The sequence below is a fragment of the Nocardioides sp. Z22_16 genome (assembly GCF_058134365.1).
Genome location: NZ_JBYTTI010000003.1, coordinates 747,049 through 767,387, shown reverse-complemented (window position 1 = coordinate 767,387; position 20,339 = coordinate 747,049). Strand labels below are relative to the sequence as shown.

The 20,339-nt window shown below is 71.5% G+C and carries 17 protein-coding genes; 5 read left to right on the top strand and 12 right to left on the bottom strand.

Features of this window, described 5'->3' with window-relative positions:
* Window positions 1-70: 70 nt before the first annotated feature.
* Both AC3X7R_RS12085 and AC3X7R_RS12080 read left to right on the top strand, forming a co-directional pair.
* Entirely contained in the window at window positions 71-1,396 is a 1,326-nt protein-coding gene (locus AC3X7R_RS12085) for a hypothetical protein (RefSeq protein WP_489965898.1), read from the top strand.
* Window positions 1,368-1,919 carry a hypothetical protein gene (locus AC3X7R_RS12080; protein WP_489965897.1) on the top strand — a complete coding sequence of 184 codons (552 nt, stop codon included), beginning with the start codon at window positions 1,368-1,370 and terminating at the stop codon, window positions 1,917-1,919. The genes AC3X7R_RS12085 and AC3X7R_RS12080 overlap by 29 nt, the downstream gene beginning before the upstream one ends.
* A gap of 291 nt (window positions 1,920-2,210) precedes the next feature.
* On the opposite strand, the gene AC3X7R_RS12075 is transcribed toward AC3X7R_RS12080, so the two are convergent.
* The 3 genes from AC3X7R_RS12075 to AC3X7R_RS12065 all read right to left on the bottom strand — a co-directional run bounded on the left by AC3X7R_RS12075 (window position 2,211) and on the right by AC3X7R_RS12065 (window position 6,278).
* Entirely contained in the window at window positions 2,211-2,912 is a 702-nt protein-coding gene (locus AC3X7R_RS12075; protein ID WP_489965895.1) for a hypothetical protein, read from the bottom strand.
* 67 nt (window positions 2,913-2,979) lie between these two features.
* Window positions 2,980-5,535, bottom strand: a complete 2,556-nt coding sequence (locus tag AC3X7R_RS12070; RefSeq protein WP_489965894.1) for a glycoside hydrolase family 65 protein — start codon at window positions 5,533-5,535, stop codon at window positions 2,980-2,982.
* Window positions 5,532-6,278 (bottom strand): HAD family hydrolase, encoded by a 747-nt coding sequence (locus AC3X7R_RS12065; protein ID WP_489965927.1) that lies wholly within the window; start codon window positions 6,276-6,278, stop codon window positions 5,532-5,534. Before AC3X7R_RS12065 ends, AC3X7R_RS12070 begins: the two co-directional genes overlap by 4 nt.
* 89 nt (window positions 6,279-6,367) lie before the next feature.
* On the opposite strand from AC3X7R_RS12065, the gene AC3X7R_RS12060 reads away from it, so the two are divergent.
* The gene (locus AC3X7R_RS12060; protein ID WP_489965893.1) at window positions 6,368-7,174 is read left to right on the top strand and encodes an SDR family NAD(P)-dependent oxidoreductase; all 807 of its coding nucleotides are present in this window, start codon (window positions 6,368-6,370) and stop codon (window positions 7,172-7,174) included.
* A gap of 25 nt (window positions 7,175-7,199) precedes the next feature.
* Here AC3X7R_RS12060 and AC3X7R_RS12055 read toward each other — a convergent pair whose 3' ends face one another.
* Both AC3X7R_RS12055 and AC3X7R_RS12050 read right to left on the bottom strand, forming a co-directional pair.
* Window positions 7,200-9,110: a penicillin-binding transpeptidase domain-containing protein gene (locus AC3X7R_RS12055; RefSeq protein ID WP_489965892.1), complete on the bottom strand. Its 1,911-nt coding sequence runs from the start codon at window positions 9,108-9,110 to the stop codon at window positions 7,200-7,202.
* Between the two features lie 30 nt (window positions 9,111-9,140).
* Window positions 9,141-9,701, bottom strand: a complete 561-nt coding sequence (locus AC3X7R_RS12050) for a TIGR03086 family metal-binding protein (protein ID WP_489965891.1) — start codon at window positions 9,699-9,701, stop codon at window positions 9,141-9,143.
* 37 nt (window positions 9,702-9,738) lie between these two features.
* On the opposite strand from AC3X7R_RS12050, the gene AC3X7R_RS12045 reads away from it, so the two are divergent.
* Window positions 9,739-10,563 (top strand): helix-turn-helix domain-containing protein, encoded by an 825-nt coding sequence (locus AC3X7R_RS12045; RefSeq protein ID WP_489965890.1) that lies wholly within the window; start codon window positions 9,739-9,741, stop codon window positions 10,561-10,563.
* Between the two features lie 19 nt (window positions 10,564-10,582).
* Here AC3X7R_RS12045 and AC3X7R_RS12040 read toward each other — a convergent pair whose 3' ends face one another.
* From AC3X7R_RS12040 to AC3X7R_RS12015, 6 genes are all read right to left on the bottom strand, one after another.
* A complete protein-coding gene (locus tag AC3X7R_RS12040) occupies window positions 10,583-11,599 on the bottom strand; it encodes an ABC transporter ATP-binding protein (RefSeq protein WP_489965889.1) in 1,017 nt (338 codons plus the stop codon).
* A complete protein-coding gene (locus AC3X7R_RS12035; RefSeq protein ID WP_489965926.1) occupies window positions 11,592-12,527 on the bottom strand; it encodes an ABC transporter ATP-binding protein in 936 nt (311 codons plus the stop codon). Before AC3X7R_RS12035 ends, AC3X7R_RS12040 begins: the two co-directional genes overlap by 8 nt.
* A gap of 126 nt (window positions 12,528-12,653) precedes the next feature.
* Complete coding sequence (locus AC3X7R_RS12030) at window positions 12,654-13,598, bottom strand: ABC transporter permease (RefSeq protein WP_489965888.1); 945 nt, start codon at window positions 13,596-13,598, stop codon at window positions 12,654-12,656.
* Complete coding sequence (locus tag AC3X7R_RS12025; protein ID WP_489965887.1) at window positions 13,591-14,601, bottom strand: ABC transporter permease; 1,011 nt, start codon at window positions 14,599-14,601, stop codon at window positions 13,591-13,593. The genes AC3X7R_RS12030 and AC3X7R_RS12025 overlap by 8 nt, the downstream gene beginning before the upstream one ends.
* A gap of 98 nt (window positions 14,602-14,699) precedes the next feature.
* A complete protein-coding gene (locus tag AC3X7R_RS12020) occupies window positions 14,700-16,292 on the bottom strand; it encodes a peptide ABC transporter substrate-binding protein (RefSeq protein ID WP_489965886.1) in 1,593 nt (530 codons plus the stop codon).
* Between the two features lie 208 nt (window positions 16,293-16,500).
* The gene (locus AC3X7R_RS12015; RefSeq protein WP_489965885.1) at window positions 16,501-17,340 is read right to left on the bottom strand and encodes a mycofactocin-coupled SDR family oxidoreductase; all 840 of its coding nucleotides are present in this window, start codon (window positions 17,338-17,340) and stop codon (window positions 16,501-16,503) included.
* Window positions 17,341-17,508: 168 nt separating this feature from the next.
* Here AC3X7R_RS12015 and AC3X7R_RS12010 point away from each other — a divergent pair, with 168 nt between their 5' ends.
* Window positions 17,509-18,783 (top strand): cytochrome P450, encoded by a 1,275-nt coding sequence (locus AC3X7R_RS12010; protein ID WP_489965884.1) that lies wholly within the window; start codon window positions 17,509-17,511, stop codon window positions 18,781-18,783.
* Window positions 18,784-18,807: 24 nt separating this feature from the next.
* Here AC3X7R_RS12010 and AC3X7R_RS12005 read toward each other — a convergent pair whose 3' ends face one another.
* Window positions 18,808-20,328 (bottom strand): flotillin family protein, encoded by a 1,521-nt coding sequence (locus tag AC3X7R_RS12005; RefSeq protein WP_489965883.1) that lies wholly within the window; start codon window positions 20,326-20,328, stop codon window positions 18,808-18,810.
* Window positions 20,329-20,339 lie beyond the last annotated feature (11 nt).

Genomic DNA, 20,339 nt, shown 5'->3' with positions numbered 1-20,339 from the left:
ACGGGGCGAGGGGTCTCAGGGTCTGGTTTCCCCGGGACACCGGCGAGGGCCGTGGGGCACCCTGTCTGGCATGCCTCCACCGCCCTCCGGCCAGCTCGCCTCCTGGCGCCGCGCCGCGACGGTGGCCGGGACCACGATGGCCGCGACGCTCGCGGCCGCCCTGGTGCTGGCCTGGCTGCTCGCCACCGAGGCGATGTCGACGGAGCAGCTGCTCACCACGGCCGGCGCGCTGGTCACCGGGGCCTTCGGGGCCGGGGTCGAGGGGCGGATGAGCGGCAGCTTCGTGGTGGTCGGGGGCACCGCCGAGGGCAGTGCCCACGTCGTGCCGCTGACCCTGACGCTGCTGGCGCTCACCACCGCCGCCCTCTCCTTCCGGCGTGCCGTGCGGCAGGCGGCCGGTGGTCTCGACGCGCTGGTCGACGCAGCCCGTGCCGCCTGTCTGCTCGCGGCCCTGGTGCTCGTGCTGGCGCTCCTCTCCCGCACCGACTCCGGCGGCATCCTGGTCGCGCTGGACTGGATCACCGCGCGCGACGCCGACCAGGTCACCGGCGAGGCGCGGGTGGTGGCGTGGCAGGCCCCGCTGGGCGCCTTCACCGTCACCTTCGCGGTGCTGGCGGCCGTCGCCCTGCTCCGTCCCGACGGGTGGTCCTCCGGCGTCAGCCGGTGGGTCGACCGGCTGCGGGCGCCGCTGCGGGGCGTGGTGACGTTCGTGCTGCTCCTCCCGCTCGCCGGGCTGGCGGGCCTGCTGATGCTGGCCGGGGGCGAGGAGGCCCCCACCGGCGACCTCGAGGCCGCCAGCGGGGTGGGGCTGGTGCTGGCCCTGGTCGCCAGCTGGGGCTATGCGGTCGTGGCACTGGGGGCGCTCGGCCCGGCCGGGCGCACCGTCGCCGGCACCGCCTCGGGCGAGCTCGACGTCGGCATCGGCGTCTTCCAGGAGCGGCTCGGCCACTGGACCGAGCTCGAGCCGGGGCTGTGGGCCGCGATCCCGCTCACCGTCGTCGTGCTGGCCGTCTCCGCCCTCCGGGTGGTGCGCGCGTCCACCGAGGCGCGTCGGGTGCCGGGCGACCTGCTGCGCTGGCTGGCGCTGCTGGCGGTGGCGCTGCCGGTCCTGGGCCTGGCCACCCGGCTCTCCGGCTCGGGCAGCGCCGAGGGCCAGGTCTGGGGGGACGAGGGCAGCGGCGAGCTCGCGGCGACGCTCGGGGTCGCGGTGGTGCCGGCGACCCTCTCACTCCTGGCGGTGGCGGCGCTCGTCGCGGCGGCGGTGGGGTGGCGGGCCACCCGGAGCAGTCAGCCGGCCTTGTCCTCTCCCCACCCGCAACGCACACTTGAGGAAACCCCTGTGGCCGTCGTCACAGAAAAGACCTCCCATGGACACCCTCCTCCCCCACCTCCGTGAGAGCCACCGCGTCCTGGAGGACCGGCTGGCCCGGGCGGAGGTCGCCCACAGCGCGACGGATCCCCGGGACGGCTACCCGGCGATCGACGTCTTCCTCACCGCGATCTCGCGGCACAACGCGGCCGTCCTCGCCGTCCTGGTGCCCGCGGTCCGCCACAAGCTGACCCAGGGTCACGACCTGGCGCGCATCTTCGTCCAGCAGAGCCGGCGGTTCGAGCTCGCCCTCAACCAGGTGAAGGCCAAGGTCCACGGCTCCCCCTACGCCCAGCGTCGCAGCTGGACCTCGCTGTGGTCCGACACCCGCCGGGAGTTCGAGCACCTCTGGATCCTGGAGGAGTCACTGGCCGGGGCGCTCGTGGCGGCCCGGGTCGAGATCGACCCGGACTGGAGCACGGTGCTCGACCGAGTCGAGATCTACCCGCCCACCCGGTCGCAGCCGTGGGTCCCCCACCAGGGCATCCGGGCGCACCTGGCCCGGGCGACGACCGCGGACGGCAACGGCCTCTGGCACGTCAGGCGATGAGCTGGACCTCGTCCCGCGTGGACAGGTCGTCGGTGAGGACGTGCTTCTGCTCGGCGCCGCACCAGCAGGTGAAGGTCATCTCGGGGCCCTCGGGGGTCTCGGCCACCGCGTGGCCCAGGCTCGGAAGGTCAGCTGGACCTTGTCGCACGCGGTGCAGTGGCGGGTGAACAGCATGGGTACCTCCTCGAGGCAGTCGGCAGACCAGCTCACCTGCTTCCTCATCCAGTCCATCACCGAGCCCCTGACCCCGCGGGGCCATCCTGCGGGGTCTGGCACCGCCCACCGCCTGGGTCAGCCCCAGTAGGAGTGCCAGCCCTTCTGGTCCCGGTACTCGTGGAAGGTGATCCGCACCTCGCGGTCGGAGTCGCACCGCGGATAGGCCCGAACCTGGTAGCGGTAGCCGCTGCGCCACGCGCTGCGCTCCTCGCGCCTCCCGGGGTGGTCGAAGACCTCGGCGACCCGGCGCAGGCTGCCCCCGGCGCCGCCCTTGGCGACGTCGACCGCCTGCCACTCCCCCGGCGTCACGCAGTCGCGGTGGTCCACCACGGTGGGCAGGTCGTAGGTCACCCGCACCGGTCCGAGGGTCGCCGCGGTCCCCCGCGCCACGCTGACGGTCACCAGGTAGGTGGTGGCACCGGTGCGGGCCCCGTCAGCCCGCACGTAGCGGCCCGTGCTGTCCGGGTCGTAGGTCCGCGCCACCGAGCTGCGCAGGTTGATCGCCTGCCTCGGCACCTCGACCTCGTACTCCAGCCACAGCGTCCCGGCGCCCCGGCAGGTCACGTCGACCTCCTCGTCGTCCACGGCGTACTCGCAGCGCTCGCTCTGGAGCTCGTCGTAGTCGCCGGCCGGCCTGGCCTCGCGCACCTGCTCCGCCTGCTCGGTCACGACGTCGCTCACGACGTCGCTCAGCGCCGCGTGCGCCGTACCCGGCGCGAGGACGAGCGCGGCCGCGGTCGCTGACAGGGCGGCGTGGAGCAGACGCCGAGCGGACATCGCGGCCTCCCGAGATCGTGGGTCCGCCCACCCTAGTCACACCACCGGGGCCGTCCCAGGAGGCGCGCTACACCACGTCGGCGTCCGGGTCGGGACCCGAGACCACGCCGGCGTAGGGGTCGGGCTGCTCGCTGATCACGCTCGGGTCCGGCACGCCGGCGGTGATCTTGGTGCCGTCGGCACGGACGCCGCCGGTCTGCGGCTTGTCGCCGAGCAGGCCGTCGATCCGCGGCCCCTGGTGCTCCAGCTGGACCTCGACCGGCGCGCCCGCCGCGACGACGTACTCCTCGCCGCGGACCTCGAGCTCGACCGGGCCGTCCCCGTCGACCAGCTCGAAGCGGATCAGCTCCTGGGACAGCTCGATCCGCAGCCGGTTCCCCCGCCAGGTGAGGTGGAAGAGGAGCCGGCTCCAGCTGGCCGGGAGCCGGGGGTCGAAGGTGAGCCGGCGCTGGTAGTCGCGCATCCCGCCGAACCCCTGGACGAGCGCGGCCCAGACGCCGCCGGCCGAGGCGATGTGCATGCCGTCCACGGTGTTGGCGTGCAGGTCGCCGAGGTCGGTGTGGAGCGCCTGGACGAAGTAGTCCATCGCCGCCTCGTGGTAGCCGACCTCCGCGGCGATGATCGACTGGACCACCGCGGAGAGCGTCGAGTCGCCCGTGGTGATCGGGTCGTAGTACTCGAAGTCCGCCTTCTTCTCCTCCGCGGTGAACCTGTCCCCCTGGAGGAAGAGCGCCAGCACCACGTCGGCCTGCTTCAGCACCTGGAACCGGTAGATCACCAGCGGGTGGTAGTGGAGCATCAGGGGACGCAGCTCCTCCGGCGTCCGGGAGAGGTCCCAGACCTCGCGGTCCAGGAAGTAGTCGTCCTGGGGGTGGATGCCGAGGCCGGCGTCGAAGGGCACCGTCATCCGCTCCGCGCAGCGGGCCCACTCCACCGGCTCGTCGGGGGCGAGCCGGAGCCGGGAGGCGACCCGGGCGTACATCCGGGGGTCCACCTCGCGGAGCCGGTCGAGCACCCGGACGGCGGACTCGAGGTTGGCGCGCGCCATCACGTTGGTGAAGAGGTTGTTGTTGACCACGGTGGTGTACTCGTCGGGCCCGGTGACCCCGTGGATGTGGAACGTCGGCTCGCCGCCGTTGCCGCGCCAGAAGCCCAGGTCGCGCCACATGCGGGCGGTCTCCACCAGGAGGTCGACCCCGTCGTGGCGGAGGAAGTCGACGTCGTCGGTCGCGGCGACGTACTTCATCACCGCGTGCACGACGTCGCCGTTGATGTGCATCTGCGCGCTGCCCGCGGCGTAGTACGCCGAGGCCTCCTCGCCGTTGATCGTGCGCCACGGGAAGAGGGCGCCGCTCTGGGCCATCTCGGCGGCGCGGATGCGGGCGGCGGGCAGCATCCGGCGCCGGAAGTGCAGCGCGTTGCGGGCCAGCCGCGGCTGGGTGTAGACGAGGAACGGGAGGACGTAGATCTCGGTGTCCCAGAAGTAGTGCCCCTCGTAGCCCGAGCCGGTGACCCCCTTGGCCGCGATGCCCTGGCCGTCGGCGCGGCCGCTGGCCTGGGCCAGCATGAAGAGGTTGAACCGGATCGCCTGCTGGATCTCGGGGGTGGCGCCGACCTCGACGTCGGAGGAGGCCCAGAACTCGTCGAACCACTCGCGCTGCTGCTGGTGGTAGAAGGCGACGTCGTGGCGGGCGGCGCGGTCGAGCGTCCGCTCGCAGCGGTCGGTGAGCTCGCGCACCGGCACCCCGCGGGAGGAGTGGTACGTGACGATCTTCTCCAGCCGGGTCGTGGTGCCCTGGGTGGCCTCCACCCGGTAGACCTGCTTGGCAAGGTCGTCGTCGCTGCGGCTGCGCGTGTCGCAGTCGTCGTCCGAGGTGAACCGGTGCTCGGCGGAGACGGCCATCGTCATCCCCGAGTGGGTGCACCGGTAGCCCAGGCTCAGCCGGCCGTCGCGCGCGGCGTGGTGGCACGGTTGGAGGACGCGCCCCGCGAAGGCCGAGGCCTTGCGCGGGTCCATCGAGTCGCCGGCCTCCCGGGCCTGGTAGTACTCGTCCTGCCCGTCCTGCCGGTTGAGCAGCTGGGAGGAGATCACCAGGGCGCCGTTGCCGGTCAGCATGGTGACCTCGAAGGTGATGACCGCCAGGTGCCGCTCGGTCATCGAGACCATCCGGGTCGAGTCGACCTGGACCCGCTTGCCCGACGGGGTGCGCCACACCAGCGAGCGCCGCAGGATCCCGGCGGCGAAGTCGAGCTCCCGCTCGTAGCTCTCCAGCTCGGAGGTGCCCAGCATCAGCGGCTCGTCGTCGACGTAGAGCTTCACCAGCTTGGCGTCCGGCACGTTGACGATGGTCTGCCCGGTGCGGGCGAAGCCGAAGGCGGCCTCGGCATGGCGGATCGGCCAGGTCTCGTGGAAGCCGTTGAGGTAGGTGCCGTGCTCGCGCGCCTCGCGTCCCTCCTCCGGGTTGCCCCGCATGCCGAGGTACCCGTTGGCGACGGCGAAGAGGGTCTCGGTGGTGCCCAGGTCCTCCCCCACGAAGGAGGTCTCGACCAGGCGCCACGGGTCGGCGGGGAACCGGTGCCGGTCCAGCGGGCGGTGGGCGCGGGCGCGGCGGCCCCGGCTCATCGGCCGGTCTCCGCGGCCGGGACCAGCTCGTCGAGGTCGGCGACGACCAGGTCGGCACCCGCCGCCGTCAGCACGTCACGCCCGGCACCCCGGTCGACGCCGATCACCAGGCCGAAGCCGCCCGCGGCCCCGGCGCGCACGCCCGAGACCGCGTCCTCCAGCACCACGGCCCGCTCCGGCGAGGCGCCGAGCAGCTCGGCGGCGTACTCGAAGGTGTCCGGCGCCGGCTTGCCCGGCAGCCCCTGCTCGGTCGCGACCGCCCCGGAGACCACCGTGCGAAAGCGGTCCTCCAGGCCCGCCGCGGCGACCACCGCCGGGGCGTTGCGCGAGGAGGAGACCACCGCGAGCGGGACGCCCAGGTCGCGCAGGTGGTCCAGGAGGCGCACCGACCCCGGGTAGGCCACCACCCCGTCGCGCTCCAGGACCTCGTTGAAGGCCTCGTTCTTCCGGTTGCCCAGCCCACGGACGGTGGCCGCCTCGGCAGGGTCCTCGTCGGTGCCCTCGGGCAGCTCGATCCCGCGGGAGGCCAGGAAGTCGCGGACCCCGTCGTAGCGAGGCTTGCCGTCAACGTGGGCGAAGTAGTCGGCGTCGGTGTAGGGCGCGCGATCGCCGCCCCCCGGCGCGTCGGGCGCGGCAAGGAAGTCGTTGAACATCACCGACCAGGCCCGCATGTGGACCTCGGCGGTCGGGGTGACGACCCCGTCCAGGTCGAAGAGGACGGCGTCGTAGTCGGCCCAGGACACAGCTGCTGCTTCACTGCTCACGGAGCCAGCGTAGGTGCCCGGACTAGGATCGAGGCGAATCCTCACCAGGTCTCACCATGGGAGGGCACATGGAGATCAGCGGGAACGTGTTCGTGGTCACCGGCGGCGGTGGCGGCATCGGTCGCGACGTCGTCCTGGAGCTGCTCACCCGGGGCGCCCGGGTGGCCGCGGTCGACCTGCGGCCCGAGGGCCTAGCCGGCACCTTCGCCCTCGCCGGCACCGCGGGCGAGCGCCTGACCACCCACCCCGTCGACGTCTCCGACCGGGCCGCGGTGACGGCGCTGGTCGAGGAGGTCCGGGCCGCCCACGGGCAGGTCGACGGGGTCGCCAACGTGGCCGGGGTGATCCAGCGGTTCGTCCCGTTCGAGAAGCTCGAGCGCGCGGCGATGGAGCACGTGATGGCGGTCAACTTCTGGGGGGTGGTCAACGTCTGCGAGGCGTTCCTGCCCCACCTGCGGAGCCGCCCGGCGGCCAGCCTCCTCAACGTCTCGAGCATGGGCGCCTTCGTGCCGGTCCCCGGCCAGTCGCTCTACGGCGCCAGCAAGGCGGCCGTCAAGCTGCTCACCGAAGGCCTGTACGCCGAGCTGCGAGGCACCTCGGTCGCCGTCACCCTGGTCTTCCCCGGCGCGGTCGGCACCGAGATCGCGACGAACTCCGGGGCCGAGATCCCGGGCCGGGACGCCTCGGAGAGCGACCTGGCCGGTCAGATGACCTCGCCGGGCGACGCCGCCCGCCAGGTCGTCGAGGCGATCGAGAAGGGCACCTTCCGGGTCCGGATCGGTCGGGACGCCCGGATGCTCGACCTCCTCTCCCGGGTGGCGCCGCAGCGCGCGATCGACCTGGTCGCCAAGAAGATGGGGTCGCTGCTCGCCTGACGGCCGGCGCCGCCGGCCCCCGGCCTCAGCGCAGCAGCTCCTCGAGGACCGGTCCCGCGGTGCCCGAGCCCGACTCCCCGCGCTCCACGAAGACGGCCGCCGCCAGGTCGTCGCGGTAGCCGATCATCCAGGCGTGGGTGTCGAGCTCCCCGCCCGGGCCGGGCGAGCCGAACTCCGCCGTGCCCGTCTTGGCGCCGACCGCGCCCGGCAGGTCGGCGAGGCCGCGTCCCGAACCCTCGGTGACCACCGCGCGCATCAGCTCGCCGAGCTGCCGGGCCTCGCCGGGGGTGAGCGGCTCCCCGGTCGGCTCGGCCGCGGGCTGGCCGGGCAGCAGCACTGGCAGCACCGTCCGGCCGGCCGCCACGGAGGCGGCGACCGAGGCCATGGTCATCGGGCTGGCCAGCACCCGGCCCTGGCCGATCGTCGCGGCGGCCCGCTCGGTCTCCCCCTCGGGCTCCGGCACCTGGCCGAAGTAGGCGGGGAAGCCCAGGTCGTGGTCGACGCCGAGCCCCAGGGAGGCGGCCGCGCCGGCCAGCTCCCCGGGGGCGAGCCGCTCGCGGGCGTCGATCATCGCGGTGTTGCAGCTGTGGGCGAAGGCGGTGCGCAGGGTGGTGCGCCCCAGGTGGGCGGACGGGTAGTCGTCGTAGTTCTTGAAGGTCCGCCCGTCCACCACCGTGGTCGCGGGGCAGGGAAGCACGTCGCCGAGCTTCGTCCCGGCGCGCAGCAGGGCCAGGGCGGTGGCCACCTTGAAGGTGGAGCCGGGGGCGTACTGGCCGTAGGTCGCGGCGTTGAGGTCGCTGCCCGGACCGGTGGCGGCGGCGAGCAGGTGCCCGGTGGAGGGCCGGATCACCACGGCCGCCGCGGCGTGCCTCGCGATCGGCTCGAGGAGGGCCTCGGCCCGCTGCTGGAGCGCGGGGTCCAAGGTGGTCTCCAGGTCGGCGCCGGGCTGCGGCTCGCGCTGGTGCAGCGTCACCGCCTCCCCTCCGCTGCTCTCGGCCGGCACCGCGGTGACGGTGAGCCCGCGCGACCCGAACAGCTGGGCGTCGTACCGCGCCTGGAGCCCGGAGAGACCGACCTCGTCGCCCTCACGGACCCGCCCGTCGGACCCCTCGATGATCTCGGCGGTGGCGGGGCCGACCCGTCCCAGCAGCTCGGCGGCGAAGTCCCGGGTGGGGGCCAGCGGCAGCATGGCCTCGAGGACGGCGACCCCCGGGATCTCGACATAGCTGGGCGGCACCTGGTCGACGGCGTCCTCGGCGCGCAGCACGATCGCCTCGACGAACGCCTCGGGGCCGTACGCCTTCACCTTCGCCACGTAGGCGGCGACGTCGAGGTCGAAGAGCTCAGCCACCCGGCGGGCTCCTTCCCGCGCCCCCCGGGGCGAGACCTTCGCCTTGTCGATCCCGTAGCGCAGCACCGGGCGGTCGACGACGAGGGGCTGGCCGCCGGCGCCCAGCACCCGGCCGCGGGGCGGCGCCGGCTCGCTGAGCACCAGCTGGTGCCCCGCGACGAGCTCGGGGTGGAGCACCGTGGGCGCCCACTCCACCTGCCACTCCTCGCCGGTCCGGACCAGCTCCGCGCTGGACTCGTAGTCCCAGAAGTCGCCGTCCACCTCCCACGACCAGCCCAGCCGCGCCACCGCCCGCGCCGGGGCGGAGCCGTCGTCGGAGTCGTCGGAGTCGGCCGGCTCCTCCACCTCGAGGAGCTCCACGGAGACCGGGTGCTCGGCCAGCGGCTCGGCCAGCTCGGCGAGCGGATCACCCTCGACCGGCTCACCGGCGAGCGGCACACCGGCGAGCGTGAGCTCCCCGGCGGCCGCCGCGAGCTGCTCCGCGGCCGCCTGAGGCCCTGCCTCCTCGTCCCCGCCGAACAGGCCGCACCCGGAGGCCAGCAGGCAGCAGAGGAGGGGCAGGACGGTGCGACGCGTGCGGGACATGGTCCGAATCCTGCCGGACCGGGGCGAGGGTCAGGCGGCGACGCGGCCGAGCCGGGCCAGCACCCGGGTCTGACGGTCCGCCTCCACCGGGGCCTCCAGGGCCGGGCCGCAGACTCCCTCGCTGTGCAGCGCCTCCCCGAAGCTGTCCGCGGACGCCTCGATCCGGTCCAGCTCGTCGCCGGTGAGCCAGCCCTCCGCCCCGGTGGCGACGGCCAGGTCCCAGCGGTGCACCAGCATGTCGAAGACGTAGAACCGGGCGAAGGTGGCGCCGACGGTGCTGGGCCCGTCGTGGCCGGAGAACTCCCGGGCCATCGCCTCCTCGTCGGCGACCAGCGGCGCGAGCTGGTCGACGTGCGCCTGCCAGGCCGCGGCGGGGTCCGCCAGGTCGGGGGCGGGCCCGAGGGCCAGCCCGACCCCGTCGAAGAAGTCGCGCTGGGTCCCGATGACGTGAGCCAGCACGTCGCGGGCCGTCCAGCCCTCGCACGGCGAGGGCGCCTCCCAGGCAGCAGGCCCGACGCCGCGGACCACCGCGGTGAGGGGGGCGAGGGCGGACTGGTAGGCGACGGCGGTACTCGTGGAGGTCTCGGTCATGGCGGCCACGCTAGTCAGCGCGGCAGGATGGCACTTGATGAAACCCGACAGGCTCGACGAGATCGAGCGGGCCCACCTCCGGGACCCCGCTGACCGCTCGCACGCCATCCACCGCCTGGGTCCGCCCGCCGGCCTCGAAGAGCTGGTACGGCGCTTCTGGTTCCCGGTCTGGTCGGTGCCGCCTGGCGCGGAGGCTGAGCAGCAGGTCCTGCAGTACCCGGTCTGCCTGATCGTCGTCACGGCCGACTACGCCCGGTTCTACGGCGTGACTCCCGGACTCAGCCGGACCACCCTGCGCGGCGACGGGTGGGCGGCCGGCGTGATGCTGACGCCCGCGGCCGGCCTGCTGCTCACCGGCTCGCCGGCCTCCGAGCACACCGGCCGCCACACCGGGCTCACCGAGGCGGTCCCCCGCGCGGCGGCGACCATCTGCCGGATACGTGAGGTGATGGCGCCCGAGCCGCAGGATCCCGGGGCGCACGCGGCGGCGGTCGCGGCGTACGCCGACCTGCTGGCGCCGCTGCGCCCGATCGACGCCGAGGGCGAGCTGGTCAACCGCGTGGTCGCCTTCGTCGAGGAGCACCGAGACGTGCTGCGGGTGGCCCAGGTCTGCGAGGAGTTCGGCCTCTCCGAGCGGACGCTGCAGCGCCTGGTGCGGCGCCGGGTCGGCCTCTCGCCCAAGTGGCTGATCCAGCGCCGCCGGCTCCAGGAGGCCTCCGCGCTGCTGCGCCGCGGCGAGGCCGGCCAGGCGGAGGTGGCGGCCACCCTCGGCTACGCCGACCAGTCGCACTTCATCCGGGACTTCGCGCGGGTCACCGGGATGACCCCCGGGGAGTTCGCCGCCCGGCAGACCCGTCGGTGAGGCCTGCCGGGGGCGCCGGTCAGTCGTCCGTGGCCGCGTGGACGACGTTGCGCTGCTCGGCGAAGTGACAGGCGCTCGGGTGCGGGTGCGCCGGCCGGTCGATCAGGGCCGGCCGCTCCTCGGCGCAGATGTCCTCCGCCTTCCAGCACCGGGTGCGGAAGGGACAGCCCGACGGCGGGTCGGCCGGCGAGGGCACGTCGCCCTCGAGGACGATCTCGTCGCGGAGCCCGCGCAGGGTCGGGTCCGGCACCGGCACCGCGGAGAGCAGCGCCTGGGTGTAGGGGTGCGTCGGGTGGTCGTAGATGTCGGTGTCGCTGCCGATCTCCATCACCTGGCCCAGGTACATCACCCCGACCCGGTCGGCGATGTGGCGCACCACCGAGAGGTCGTGGGCGATGAAGATGTAGGAGAGGTCGAGCTCGCCCTGGAGGCGCTCCAGCAGGTTCATCACCTGGGCCTGGACGGAGACGTCGAGGGCGCTCACCGGCTCGTCGCAGACGATGATCGACGGCCGCAGCGCCAGCGCGCGGGCGATCCCGATGCGCTGCCGCTGGCCACCGGAGAACTGGTGCGGGTAGCGGTTGATGTGGTCGGGGTTGAGCCCGACCAGGTCGATCAGCTCCTGCACCTTGCCGCGGCGGCTCCCCTTGGGCACCACGTCGGAGTGGATCTCGAAGGGCTCGCCGATGATGTCGCCGACCGTCATGCGCGGGTTCAGCGAGGTGTAGGGGTCCTGCATCACCAGCTGGATGTCGCGCCGGGCCTTGCGGACCTGCTGGGGCGAGAGGGTCGACAGGTCGGTGCCGTGCACCGCGATCGACCCCGACGTCGGCGTCTCCAGGCCGGTGAGCAGCTTGGCCAGGGTCGACTTGCCGCACCCGGACTCCCCGACGATGCCGAGGGTCTCGCCGCGGCGCAGCTCGATGTTGACGCCGTCGACGGCCTTGACGGCGCCGACCTGACGGCGCAGGACGATCCCCTGGGTCAGCGGGAAGTGCTTGACGAGGTCGTGGGTCTCGAGGACGATCTCACTCACCTTCACGGACCTCCTTCCAGAAGTGGCAGGCGCTGGTGTGCTGGGCCGCGACCACGTAGTCCGGCGGCGGCGGGTCCTGCCGACAGACGTCGCGGGCGTAGCGGCAGCGGGGGTTGAACGGGCAGCCCGGCGGGATGTTGGTGAGCACGGGCGGGAGCCCGCCGATCACGGCGAGGTCCTGTCCCTTGCGGTCCAGGCGGGGGATCGACTCCAGCAGGCCCTTGGTGTACGGGTGCGAGGGACGCGCGTAGATGTCGTAGACGGGCGCGTGCTCGATGATCCGGCCGGCGTACATCACCGCGATCTGGTCGGCCACGTCGGCCACCACGCCCATGTCGTGGGTGATCAGGACCAGCGCCATGTTGCGCTCCTCGCGGATCTCCGCGAGGAGCTTCATGATCTGGGCCTGCACGGTGACGTCGAGCGCGGTGGTCGGCTCGTCCGCGATCAGCACCTCCGGGTCCAGCGCCAGCGCCATGGCGATCATGACGCGCTGCCGCATGCCCCCGGAGAACTGGTGGGGGAAGTCGGAGACCCGCTGCTTGGCCGCCGGGATCTTGACCAGGTCGAGCATCTCCACGGCCCGGGCCTTGGCGTCCTTGCGGGACATGCCCCGGTGCTTGCGGAAGAGCTCGGAGAGCTGGTAGCCGACGGTGAAGACCGGGTTGAGCGCGGAGAGCGCGTCCTGGAAGATCATCGAGATCTTCTGGGCCCGGTACTGCCGGCGCTCGGACTCGGGCAGCGTGAGCAGATCGGTGCCCCGGTAGAGCACCTGCCCACCGGTGATCGCGGCCGGCGGGGTCTCGAGGATCCCCATCACCGCTTGGGCGGTGACGCTCTTGCCGGAACCGGACTCGCCCAGGATGGCCAGCGTCTCGCCGGCGTCGACCCGGAAGCTGACGCCGTTGACCACGTGGGCCACGCCCATCCGGGTGCGGAACTCGACGTGCAGGTCCTTGACCTCGAGCGGAGGCGCCTCGCGGCCGGACCGCGGGGTGGGGGCCACCGAGCCTTCCTGGCTCAGCACCTCGGTTGTGGGTTCAGACATCGGCCCTCACTGGAGCTTCGGGTCGAGGGCGTCGCGCAGAGCGTCGCCCGCGAGGATGAACGAAAGGACGGTGCCCACCAGCAGACCCACCGGGAAGAGGAGGAGCCACGGGTCGGTGTCGAAGTAGACCTGGTGCATGTTGATCATCACGCCCCACGAGGCGGCGGGAGGCTGGAGCCCCACGCCGAGGAAGGTGAGCGTCGCCTCGGCGGCCACGAAGCTGCCGAGCATGATCGTGGCGTAGACCAGCACCGGGGCGATCGTGTTGGGCAGGATGTGCCGGAACATGATCCGCCCGTTCGTCGCCCCCAGGGCCCGCGCCGCCTGCACGTAGTCGAGGTTCCTCGCCTCGATCACGCTGCCTCGCATGATCCGCGCGATCGTGGTCCAGCCCAGCACGATCAGGGCCAGTGCCACGGTCCAGATGTTGCGCGAGCTCACCATCGCCAGGACCACCAGCGCCCCGAGCAGGAACGGCAGCGAGAGGAAGATGTCGGTGATCCGGGACATGATCGCGTCCAGCCACCCGCCGAAGAAGCCGGAGAGCAGGCCGATCGAGCCGCCGATCAGGACCACGGCCGCGGTCGCCACCACCGCGATGGCCAGCGACGGACGCGCCCCGTAGATCGCGTGGGCGTAGTAGTCGCAGCCCAGCAGGTTGTAGCCGAAGGGGTGGCCCGAGACCGGAGGCTGCCGGGAGAGGCTGATCGAGCAGTTGAACGGGTCCTGGCTGGTCCAGAGCTTGGGGAAGACCGCCATCGAGGTCACCACCAGCAGGTAGACCAGCGAGAGCATGAAGACCGGGCTGCGGATCAGCCGCTTCCGGGCGTCGCCCCACAGGCTGGTGGGCTTGCCGGTGCTGGAGGCCTCGACGGCGCCCTCGGCGCCGTCGCCGGCGGTGGGAGACGTGGTGCCGGTGGCACCGGTGGCCATGGACGACGGGTCAGTCATAACGGATCCTCGGATCGAGAACGGCGTACAGGATGTCCACCAGGAGGTTGACCACCAGGAAGACCAGCACCAGGGCGGTCACGATGCCCACGACGACCGAGGGCTGCTGCTGCTGGATGGCGCGGAAGATCTCGCGCCCGATCCCGGGGACCCCGAAGATGCCCTCGGTCACCACCGCGCCGCCCATCAGGGCGCCGAAGTCGATGCCCAGGTAAGTGATCACCGGGATGAGGGAGTTGCGCAGGGTGTGGACCCCGATGACCCGGCTCTCCGCCAGACCCTTGGCCCGGGCGGTGCGCACGTAGTCGGCGCGGACGTTCTCCAGGATGCTGGTCCGGGTCAGGCGGGCCGTGGTGGCGAGCGAGATGGAGCCGAGCACCAGGCCCGGGATGATCAGGCTGGCCCAGGGGTAGTCCGGTTTGTAGACCGGACTCATCACTCCATAGGCGAACCAGTCCGGCCAGTCGCCGCTCTCGCGGAACCAGTTGCCGACGTTGACCAGGAACATGTCGCGGACCAGGAAGCCCAGGACGAAGACCGGCACGGAGATGACCAGCACGGTGCTGATCTTCACCAGGTAGTCGATGAAGTTCCCCGACCGCAGGCCGGCCAGCACACCCGCGGTGATGCCGACGAGGATCTCGAAGAGGATCGCGATGATCACGATCTTCACGGTGTAGGAGAGACCGTCGGCGATGATGTCGGTGACCGGGCGCCGGGTGAAGTTCATGCCCAGGTCGAAGTGGAGGAAGATGCCGCTGAGGCGGTCGAGGTAGAGCCCGAAGCACGGGTCGCCGACCCGGGTCAGGCACTCGTCGCCGAGCCCCAGGGACTCCGACATGGCCTCGAGCTGGGCCTCACTCGGCCGCCGGTCGCCGAAGATGGCGCGCGCCGGGTTGCCGGTGAGCTGGATGCCCAGCGAGGTCAGGTAGTGCAGAAGAAAGATGGCGCCCAGGACAGTAGGGATGAACTGGAGCAGGCGCCGTACGACGTAGCGTCCCACGCGGGGGTCCTCCTGAGGAGGCCGGCCACGAGACGGCGGCGACCTCCCGTGAGGGAAGCCGCCGCCGCCGTCGGGGCCGGCGTGATGGTACGGACTTGCTAGTTCATCGAGATCTGGCCGTAGTCCACGTCCGTGATCGGGTTGTGAACCATCTCAGCCACGTTCTCGCTCCAGACGACCGTCGTCAAGCCCCACCACATCGGGATGACGGGCATGTCCTCGACGAGGAGGTCCTCAGCCTGCTGGTAGGACGGGATGGCGTCCTCCAGCGAGTCGGCACCGTCGCCCTCGGCGATGAGCTGGTCGAACTCCTCGTTGGCGTAGCCGGAGTTGTTGCTCGGAGCGCCGGTCATGTAGAGCGGAGCCAGGTAGGTCTCCATCACCGGGTAGTCCGGGCCCCAGCCGAGGCGGTAGGGACCAGTGAACTCCTGGTTGTCGGCGATCGCGAGGTACTGACCGAAGTCGGTCACGTCGACCTTGAGCTTGTAGTCGATGCCGAACGCGCTCTTCCAGCCGTCACCGATGGCCTGCAGCCACTCCTCGTGACCCGCGCCGCCGTTGGCCCACAGCTCCACCGGGCCGTCGATGCCGTCGGTCTCCTCGTAGAGCGCCTTGGCGGCGTCCACGTCGTACTCGCAGTACTCGCAGATGCCCTCGCGGGCGCCGTCGAAGTTCGGCGCCACGAAGCCGGTCGCCGGGGAGAGCGAGCCGTCGAAGATCGCGTCGATGATCGCCTGGCGGTCGATCGCCATGGAGAGCGCCTGGCGCAGCTTCGGGTCCTGGAACCGCTTGTCGTAGTTCGGCAGGCCGAGGTACGTGAAGCTGGAGCTGGGCTCCTTGAGCAGCCGGTCACCGAGGTTCTGCTCGAGCTCGGCGATCTTGTTCGGCGGCACCGTGTACATCACGTCGAGCTCGCCACCCTCGAAGGCGGCGTAGGCGGCGTCGACCGAGTCGAAGATGCGGTAGGTGAGGGTGTCGGGCTTGCCCTTGTCCTCACCCGCGTAGTCCTCGTTGCGGGTCAGCTTGATCTGGACGTTGTTCTCCCACTCGCCGTCGATCTTGTAGGGACCGTTGCCGATGGGCTGCTTGTTGCAGGCGTCCCAGTCGTCGACGCACTCCTGGGCCATCGGGAAGAACCCGGAGTAGCCGAGGACCGACTCGAAGCCGGAGAAGGGCTCGGTCAGCTCGATCGTGAAGGTGAGGTCGTCGACCTTCTTGAGGCCGGAGAAGGTCGCGTCCTTGGGAGCGTTCTTCTTCTGCAGCTCGTCGAAGCCGGCGATGCGGCTCATGAAGTAGGAGTTGTTCTGCGTGTTGTTGATGTTCGCGGCGTAGTTCCACGAGCGCAGGAACGAGTCCGCGTCGACGGGCTCACCGTTGGTGAAGGTGTAGCCGTCCTTCAGCGTGACCGTCCAGGTCTTGTTGTCGTCGCTCTCGATGGACTCCGCAACGTCCAGCTGGGGAGCACCCTCCTGGTCGTACTTGACCAGGCCGCGGTACATCTGACGCACGACGAGGATCGACGGCTCGTCGTCCGCGGCGCTGGGCACCAGGAACGCGGGCTCGGAGCTGTAGATCCGCAGGTCGCCGCCGGCCGAGCCGCCTTCCGAGCCGCCCGACTCTTCGTCGGAGTCCGATCCACCGCAGGCGGCGGTGAGCATGCCGAGTGCCGCGACAGTCGCCGCGAGCCTCACCCTTGCTGTCCTTCGCATAAAAGTCCTCCATCTAGAACGCCGTCCCCGGCGCACGGTCAGGACGATTTCGTCCCGCGCGGTCACCATGTCACCGATCCGCCGAAAGGACGAGAGGGTGTTATCGACTTGTGACTGCACTGATGCCGGAGCGACTTGTTGACCTGTCGTTGACCGGTCGTCGGTCCGGCTGCGCCGGGGAGGTCGCGTCCTACTTGGTGAAGGCGCCCGCGTCCACGGGCAGGGTGACGCCGGTCACGTAGCGACCCTCGTCGCTGGTGAGGTAGATGAGGGCGTTGCTGACGTCGTCGGACTCGATCCAGGGCACGTCCAGCGAGTTGAGCCCCACCATGCCGGGGATCGCCTTCTCCTCGGTGGGCTCGGGGTCGTCGGGCACGAACATCGAGTAGGTCCCGGGGTTCTGGATCATCATCGTCGCGACGTTGGTCGGGTGCACGGTGTTGACCCGGATGTTGTAGGGCGCCAGCTCGTTGGACATCGTGCGCATCAGGCCGACGATGCCGTGCTTGGCGCTCACGTAGTGCGCGACGTGCTGGATCCCCTTGAGGCCGCCGATCGAGCTGGTGAAGACCATGGAGCCGCCCTCGCCCTGCTCGATGAGCCGGGGCACGGCGACCTTCGCGGTGTGGAAGACGCCGGTGAGGTTGACGTCGATCATGTCGCGCCACATCTCCGAGGTGAGCTCCCACGACTTCCCGTACGTCGCGATCCCGGCGTTGGCCAGCACGATGTCGATGCGGCCGAGCTCGTCGACACCCTCGTCGAAGGCCTGCTGGAGACCGTCGAGGTCCCGAACGTCGGCCTTGCGGGCCACGATGCGCTGGCCCGTGGCCTCGACGGCCTTCACCGTCTCCTGCAGCTCGTCCTCGGTGGCGAGCGGGTAGAAGGGCGTCACCGTGTCGATCTGGGCGCAGATGTCGACCGCGATGATGTCGGCCCCCTGCTCGGCCATCCGGATCGCGTGATTGCGGCCCTGACCACGTGCGGCACCCGTGATGAAGGCGACCTTTCCTGCCAGGCGTCCTGCCATGAGGAGACTCCATTCCATGCGCATGATTGGGATTAATATGATCCCCGCCACATCCGCCTCCGTCAAGGTCGGAGTGCGAACACCCGACCCGTCAGGGCATTGTGACCCAGGTCACAGATACGTATGGTCCGCAGGGTTCAGTACTCGGACCCACTCTCGGAGGCCACCATGACGTTCACGACCGAGGCGACCGGCGCGACCGCCGAGGCGCCCGACATCCTGTCCCCGCAGTACCTGGCCGACCCCTACCCCTTCCAGCGGGTGCTCCGCGACCGGTACCCCGTGCTCCACCACGAGGCCACCCAGAGCTACCTGCTGAGCCGGTTCGCGGACGTCGCCGGCGCCTTCCGGAGCCCGTCGTTCTCCAGCCGCAACTACGAGTGGCAGCTCGAGCCCCTGCACGGCCGCACCATCCTCCAGATGGAGGGCACCGAGCACTCCCGGCACCGGGCGCTGCTCAACCCGTTCTTCCGGGGCAAGGGCCTGGAGAGGTTCATGCCGGTGATCACCGAGAACGCCGCGGGGCTGATGGAGGAAGTGGTGCAGCGGGCCGGCAGCGAGCTGATGGACAGCGTCGCGGGCAGCGGCCGGACGGACTTCGTCGCCGACTTCTCCACCTGGTTCCCGATCAACGTCATGGTCGACATGCTCGGTCTGCCGAAGAGCGACCACGCCCGGTTCCACCGGTGGTACGAGTCGATCATGGCGAGTCTCAACAACCTCGCGGGCGACCCGGAGATCGCGGCCGCGGCGGAGGCGACCCGGCACGAGCTGCGCGACTACATGCTGCCGATCATCCAGGAGCGGCGCACCGGCGACGGCGAGGACCTGCTCTCCCGGCTCTGCCGGGCCGAGGTGGAGGGCCACCAGATGTCGGACGAGGAGATCAAGGCGTTCGTGAGCCTCCTCCTGGTGGCCGGCGGCGAGACCACCGACAAGGCGGTGGCCAGCATGGTCCGCAACCTGATCCAGCACCCCGACCAGCTCGAGGCGGTGCGCCTGGACCGCTCCCTGGTCGACAACGCGATCGCCGAGACCCTGCGCCACTCGGGCCCGGTGCACATGATCATGCGCCAGACCGAGGAGGACGTGGAGCTGCACGGGACGACCATCCCGGCGGGCTCGACCTGCATCATGATGCTCGCCTCCGCCAACCGCGACGACCGGCAGTTCGCCGACCCCGACCGGTTCGACATCTTCCGCGAGGACCTGGACGTGGCCAAGGCGTTCAGCGGCGCCGCCAACCACGTGCAGTTCATCCTCGGCCGCCACTTCTGCGTGGGCTCGCTGCTCGCCCAGACCGAGATGCGCATCGCGCTCAACCTGGTGCTCGACCGCCTGGAGAACCTGCGGTTCGCCGAGGGGTTCGAGCCGCGGGAGGAGGGCCTCTACTCCCGCGGCATCCCCGAGCTGCTGATCGAGTTCGACCCCGTCGCCCGCTGAGGGACGACGGGGCGGTCGGCCGGCTCAGCCACGGCCGTCGACCGGCTCCACCTCGAGGCCGGAGCCCTGCGCCGCCTTGCCGATGGAGCTCTTGATCAGCGACTCCAGGTCGAGTCCGGTGGAGGTCTTGAGCATGTTGAGGGTCTGCACGACGTTGTCGTTGACCTGACGGGGCAGGGCACCGGCGCCGTCGGTGGAGATCACGGTCAGCTGGTCGATGTTGGACATCGGGGCGGCGACCTCGCGGGCGATCTGCGGGAGCACCTCGATCAGCATCTGCAGCACCGCCGCGTCGTTGTAGTGCGCGAAGGCCTCGGCCCGCTTGTCCATCGCCTCCGCCTCGGCCTGCCCGACGGCCAGGGTCGCGGCCGCGGTGGCCTCACCCTCGGCGCGGGTGGCGTCGGCCTCCGCGACACGGCGGGCCTTCTCGGCCTCACCGCGCCGGGCGCCCTCGATCGCCTCGGCCTCGGCCAGCGCCGTACGACGGGACTTCTCCGCCTCACCGTTGAGCCGGGCCTTCTCCGCCTCGGCCTGGGCCGACGCGATGGTGGCGGCCTTGCGCGCCTCGGCGGCGGCGATCTCGGCGTTGCGCTGCGCCTCGGCCTCCTGCTCGACCTTGTAGCGGGCGGCGTCGGCGGGCTTGCGCACCTCGGTCTCCAGGTTGCGCTCGGTCAGCGCCGCCTGCCGGACGGCGACCTTCTCCTGCTCGAGCAGGATGGCCTGGTCTCGGTCGGCCTGGGCCAGCGGGCCGGAGGCGGCCGCGGTGGCGGCCGCGGCGTCCGTCTCGGCTTTGATCTCGGCCTGCTTGAGCGCCAGGGTCCGGGTGGAGACCGCGATCTCCTGCTCGGCGGCGATCCGGGCCTGCTCGGCCGCCTGACGGGCGTTGGCCTCCGCGATCGAGGCGGCCTGCTGGATCCTCGCCGCCTCGGGACGCCCGAGGTCGGCGAGGTAGGTGCCGTCGTCGGTGACGTCCTGGATCTGGAAGGTGTCGAGGATCAGGCCCTGGCCGGTCAGCGAGTTCTCCGACTCGTCGGCGACCCGCTGGGCGAAGGCCGCCCGGTCGCGGATGATCTGCTCGACGGTGAGACCGCCGACGATGGAGCGCAGCGCACCCGCGAGCACCTCCTGGGTGAACGCCTCCACCTCCTGCTGCTGGCTGAGGAACCGCTGCGCCGCGAGCCGGATCTGGTCGGCGTTGCCGCCCACCTTGACGATGGCCACGCCCTCGACGTTGAGCTTGATGCCCTGCCCCGAGACCGCGCCGCGGATCTGCACCGAGATGCGCCGCGAGGAGAGGTCGAGGGTGCCGAGCCGCTGGACGAAGGGGATGACGAAGACGCCGCCGCCCAGGATCACCTTCTGGCCCGACAGGTCGGTGCTGAGCGCGCCCGTCTCCGGGTTGAGCACCGCCTTGCCCTTGCGGCCGGTGACGATGAACGCCTGGTTGGGGCCGGCCACCTTGTAGCGGCTGGTGATCAGCAGCACCAGGAGCACCACCAGGAGGACGAGGCCCCCGATCGCGACGACGGGGGTGGACGGTTCCATGGGGTTCTCCT

Excerpts from the sequence above, each read along its gene's own strand:
- AC3X7R_RS12085 (WP_489965898.1), top strand. The coding sequence starts at position 71 with ATGCCTCCACCGCCCTCCGGCCAGCTCGCCTCCTGGCGCCGCGCCGCG.
- AC3X7R_RS12080 (WP_489965897.1), top strand. The coding sequence starts at position 1,368 with ATGGACACCCTCCTCCCCCACCTCCGTGAGAGCCACCGCGTCCTGGAG.
- AC3X7R_RS12075 (WP_489965895.1), bottom strand. The coding sequence starts at position 2,912 with ATGTCCGCTCGGCGTCTGCTCCACGCCGCCCTGTCAGCGACCGCGGCC.
- AC3X7R_RS12070 (WP_489965894.1), bottom strand. The coding sequence starts at position 5,535 with ATGAGCCGGGGCCGCCGCGCCCGCGCCCACCGCCCGCTGGACCGGCAC.
- AC3X7R_RS12060 (WP_489965893.1), top strand. The coding sequence starts at position 6,368 with ATGGAGATCAGCGGGAACGTGTTCGTGGTCACCGGCGGCGGTGGCGGC.
- AC3X7R_RS12055 (WP_489965892.1), bottom strand. The coding sequence starts at position 9,110 with ATGTCCCGCACGCGTCGCACCGTCCTGCCCCTCCTCTGCTGCCTGCTG.
- AC3X7R_RS12050 (WP_489965891.1), bottom strand. The coding sequence starts at position 9,701 with ATGACCGAGACCTCCACGAGTACCGCCGTCGCCTACCAGTCCGCCCTC.
- AC3X7R_RS12045 (WP_489965890.1), top strand. The coding sequence starts at position 9,739 with ATGAAACCCGACAGGCTCGACGAGATCGAGCGGGCCCACCTCCGGGAC.
- AC3X7R_RS12035 (WP_489965926.1), bottom strand. The coding sequence starts at position 12,527 with ATGGGCGTGGCCCACGTGGTCAACGGCGTCAGCTTCCGGGTCGACGCC.
- AC3X7R_RS12030 (WP_489965888.1), bottom strand. The coding sequence starts at position 13,598 with ATGACTGACCCGTCGTCCATGGCCACCGGTGCCACCGGCACCACGTCT.
- AC3X7R_RS12015 (WP_489965885.1), bottom strand. The coding sequence starts at position 17,340 with ATGGCAGGACGCCTGGCAGGAAAGGTCGCCTTCATCACGGGTGCCGCA.
- AC3X7R_RS12010 (WP_489965884.1), top strand. The coding sequence starts at position 17,509 with ATGACGTTCACGACCGAGGCGACCGGCGCGACCGCCGAGGCGCCCGAC.
- AC3X7R_RS12005 (WP_489965883.1), bottom strand. The coding sequence starts at position 20,328 with ATGGAACCGTCCACCCCCGTCGTCGCGATCGGGGGCCTCGTCCTCCTG.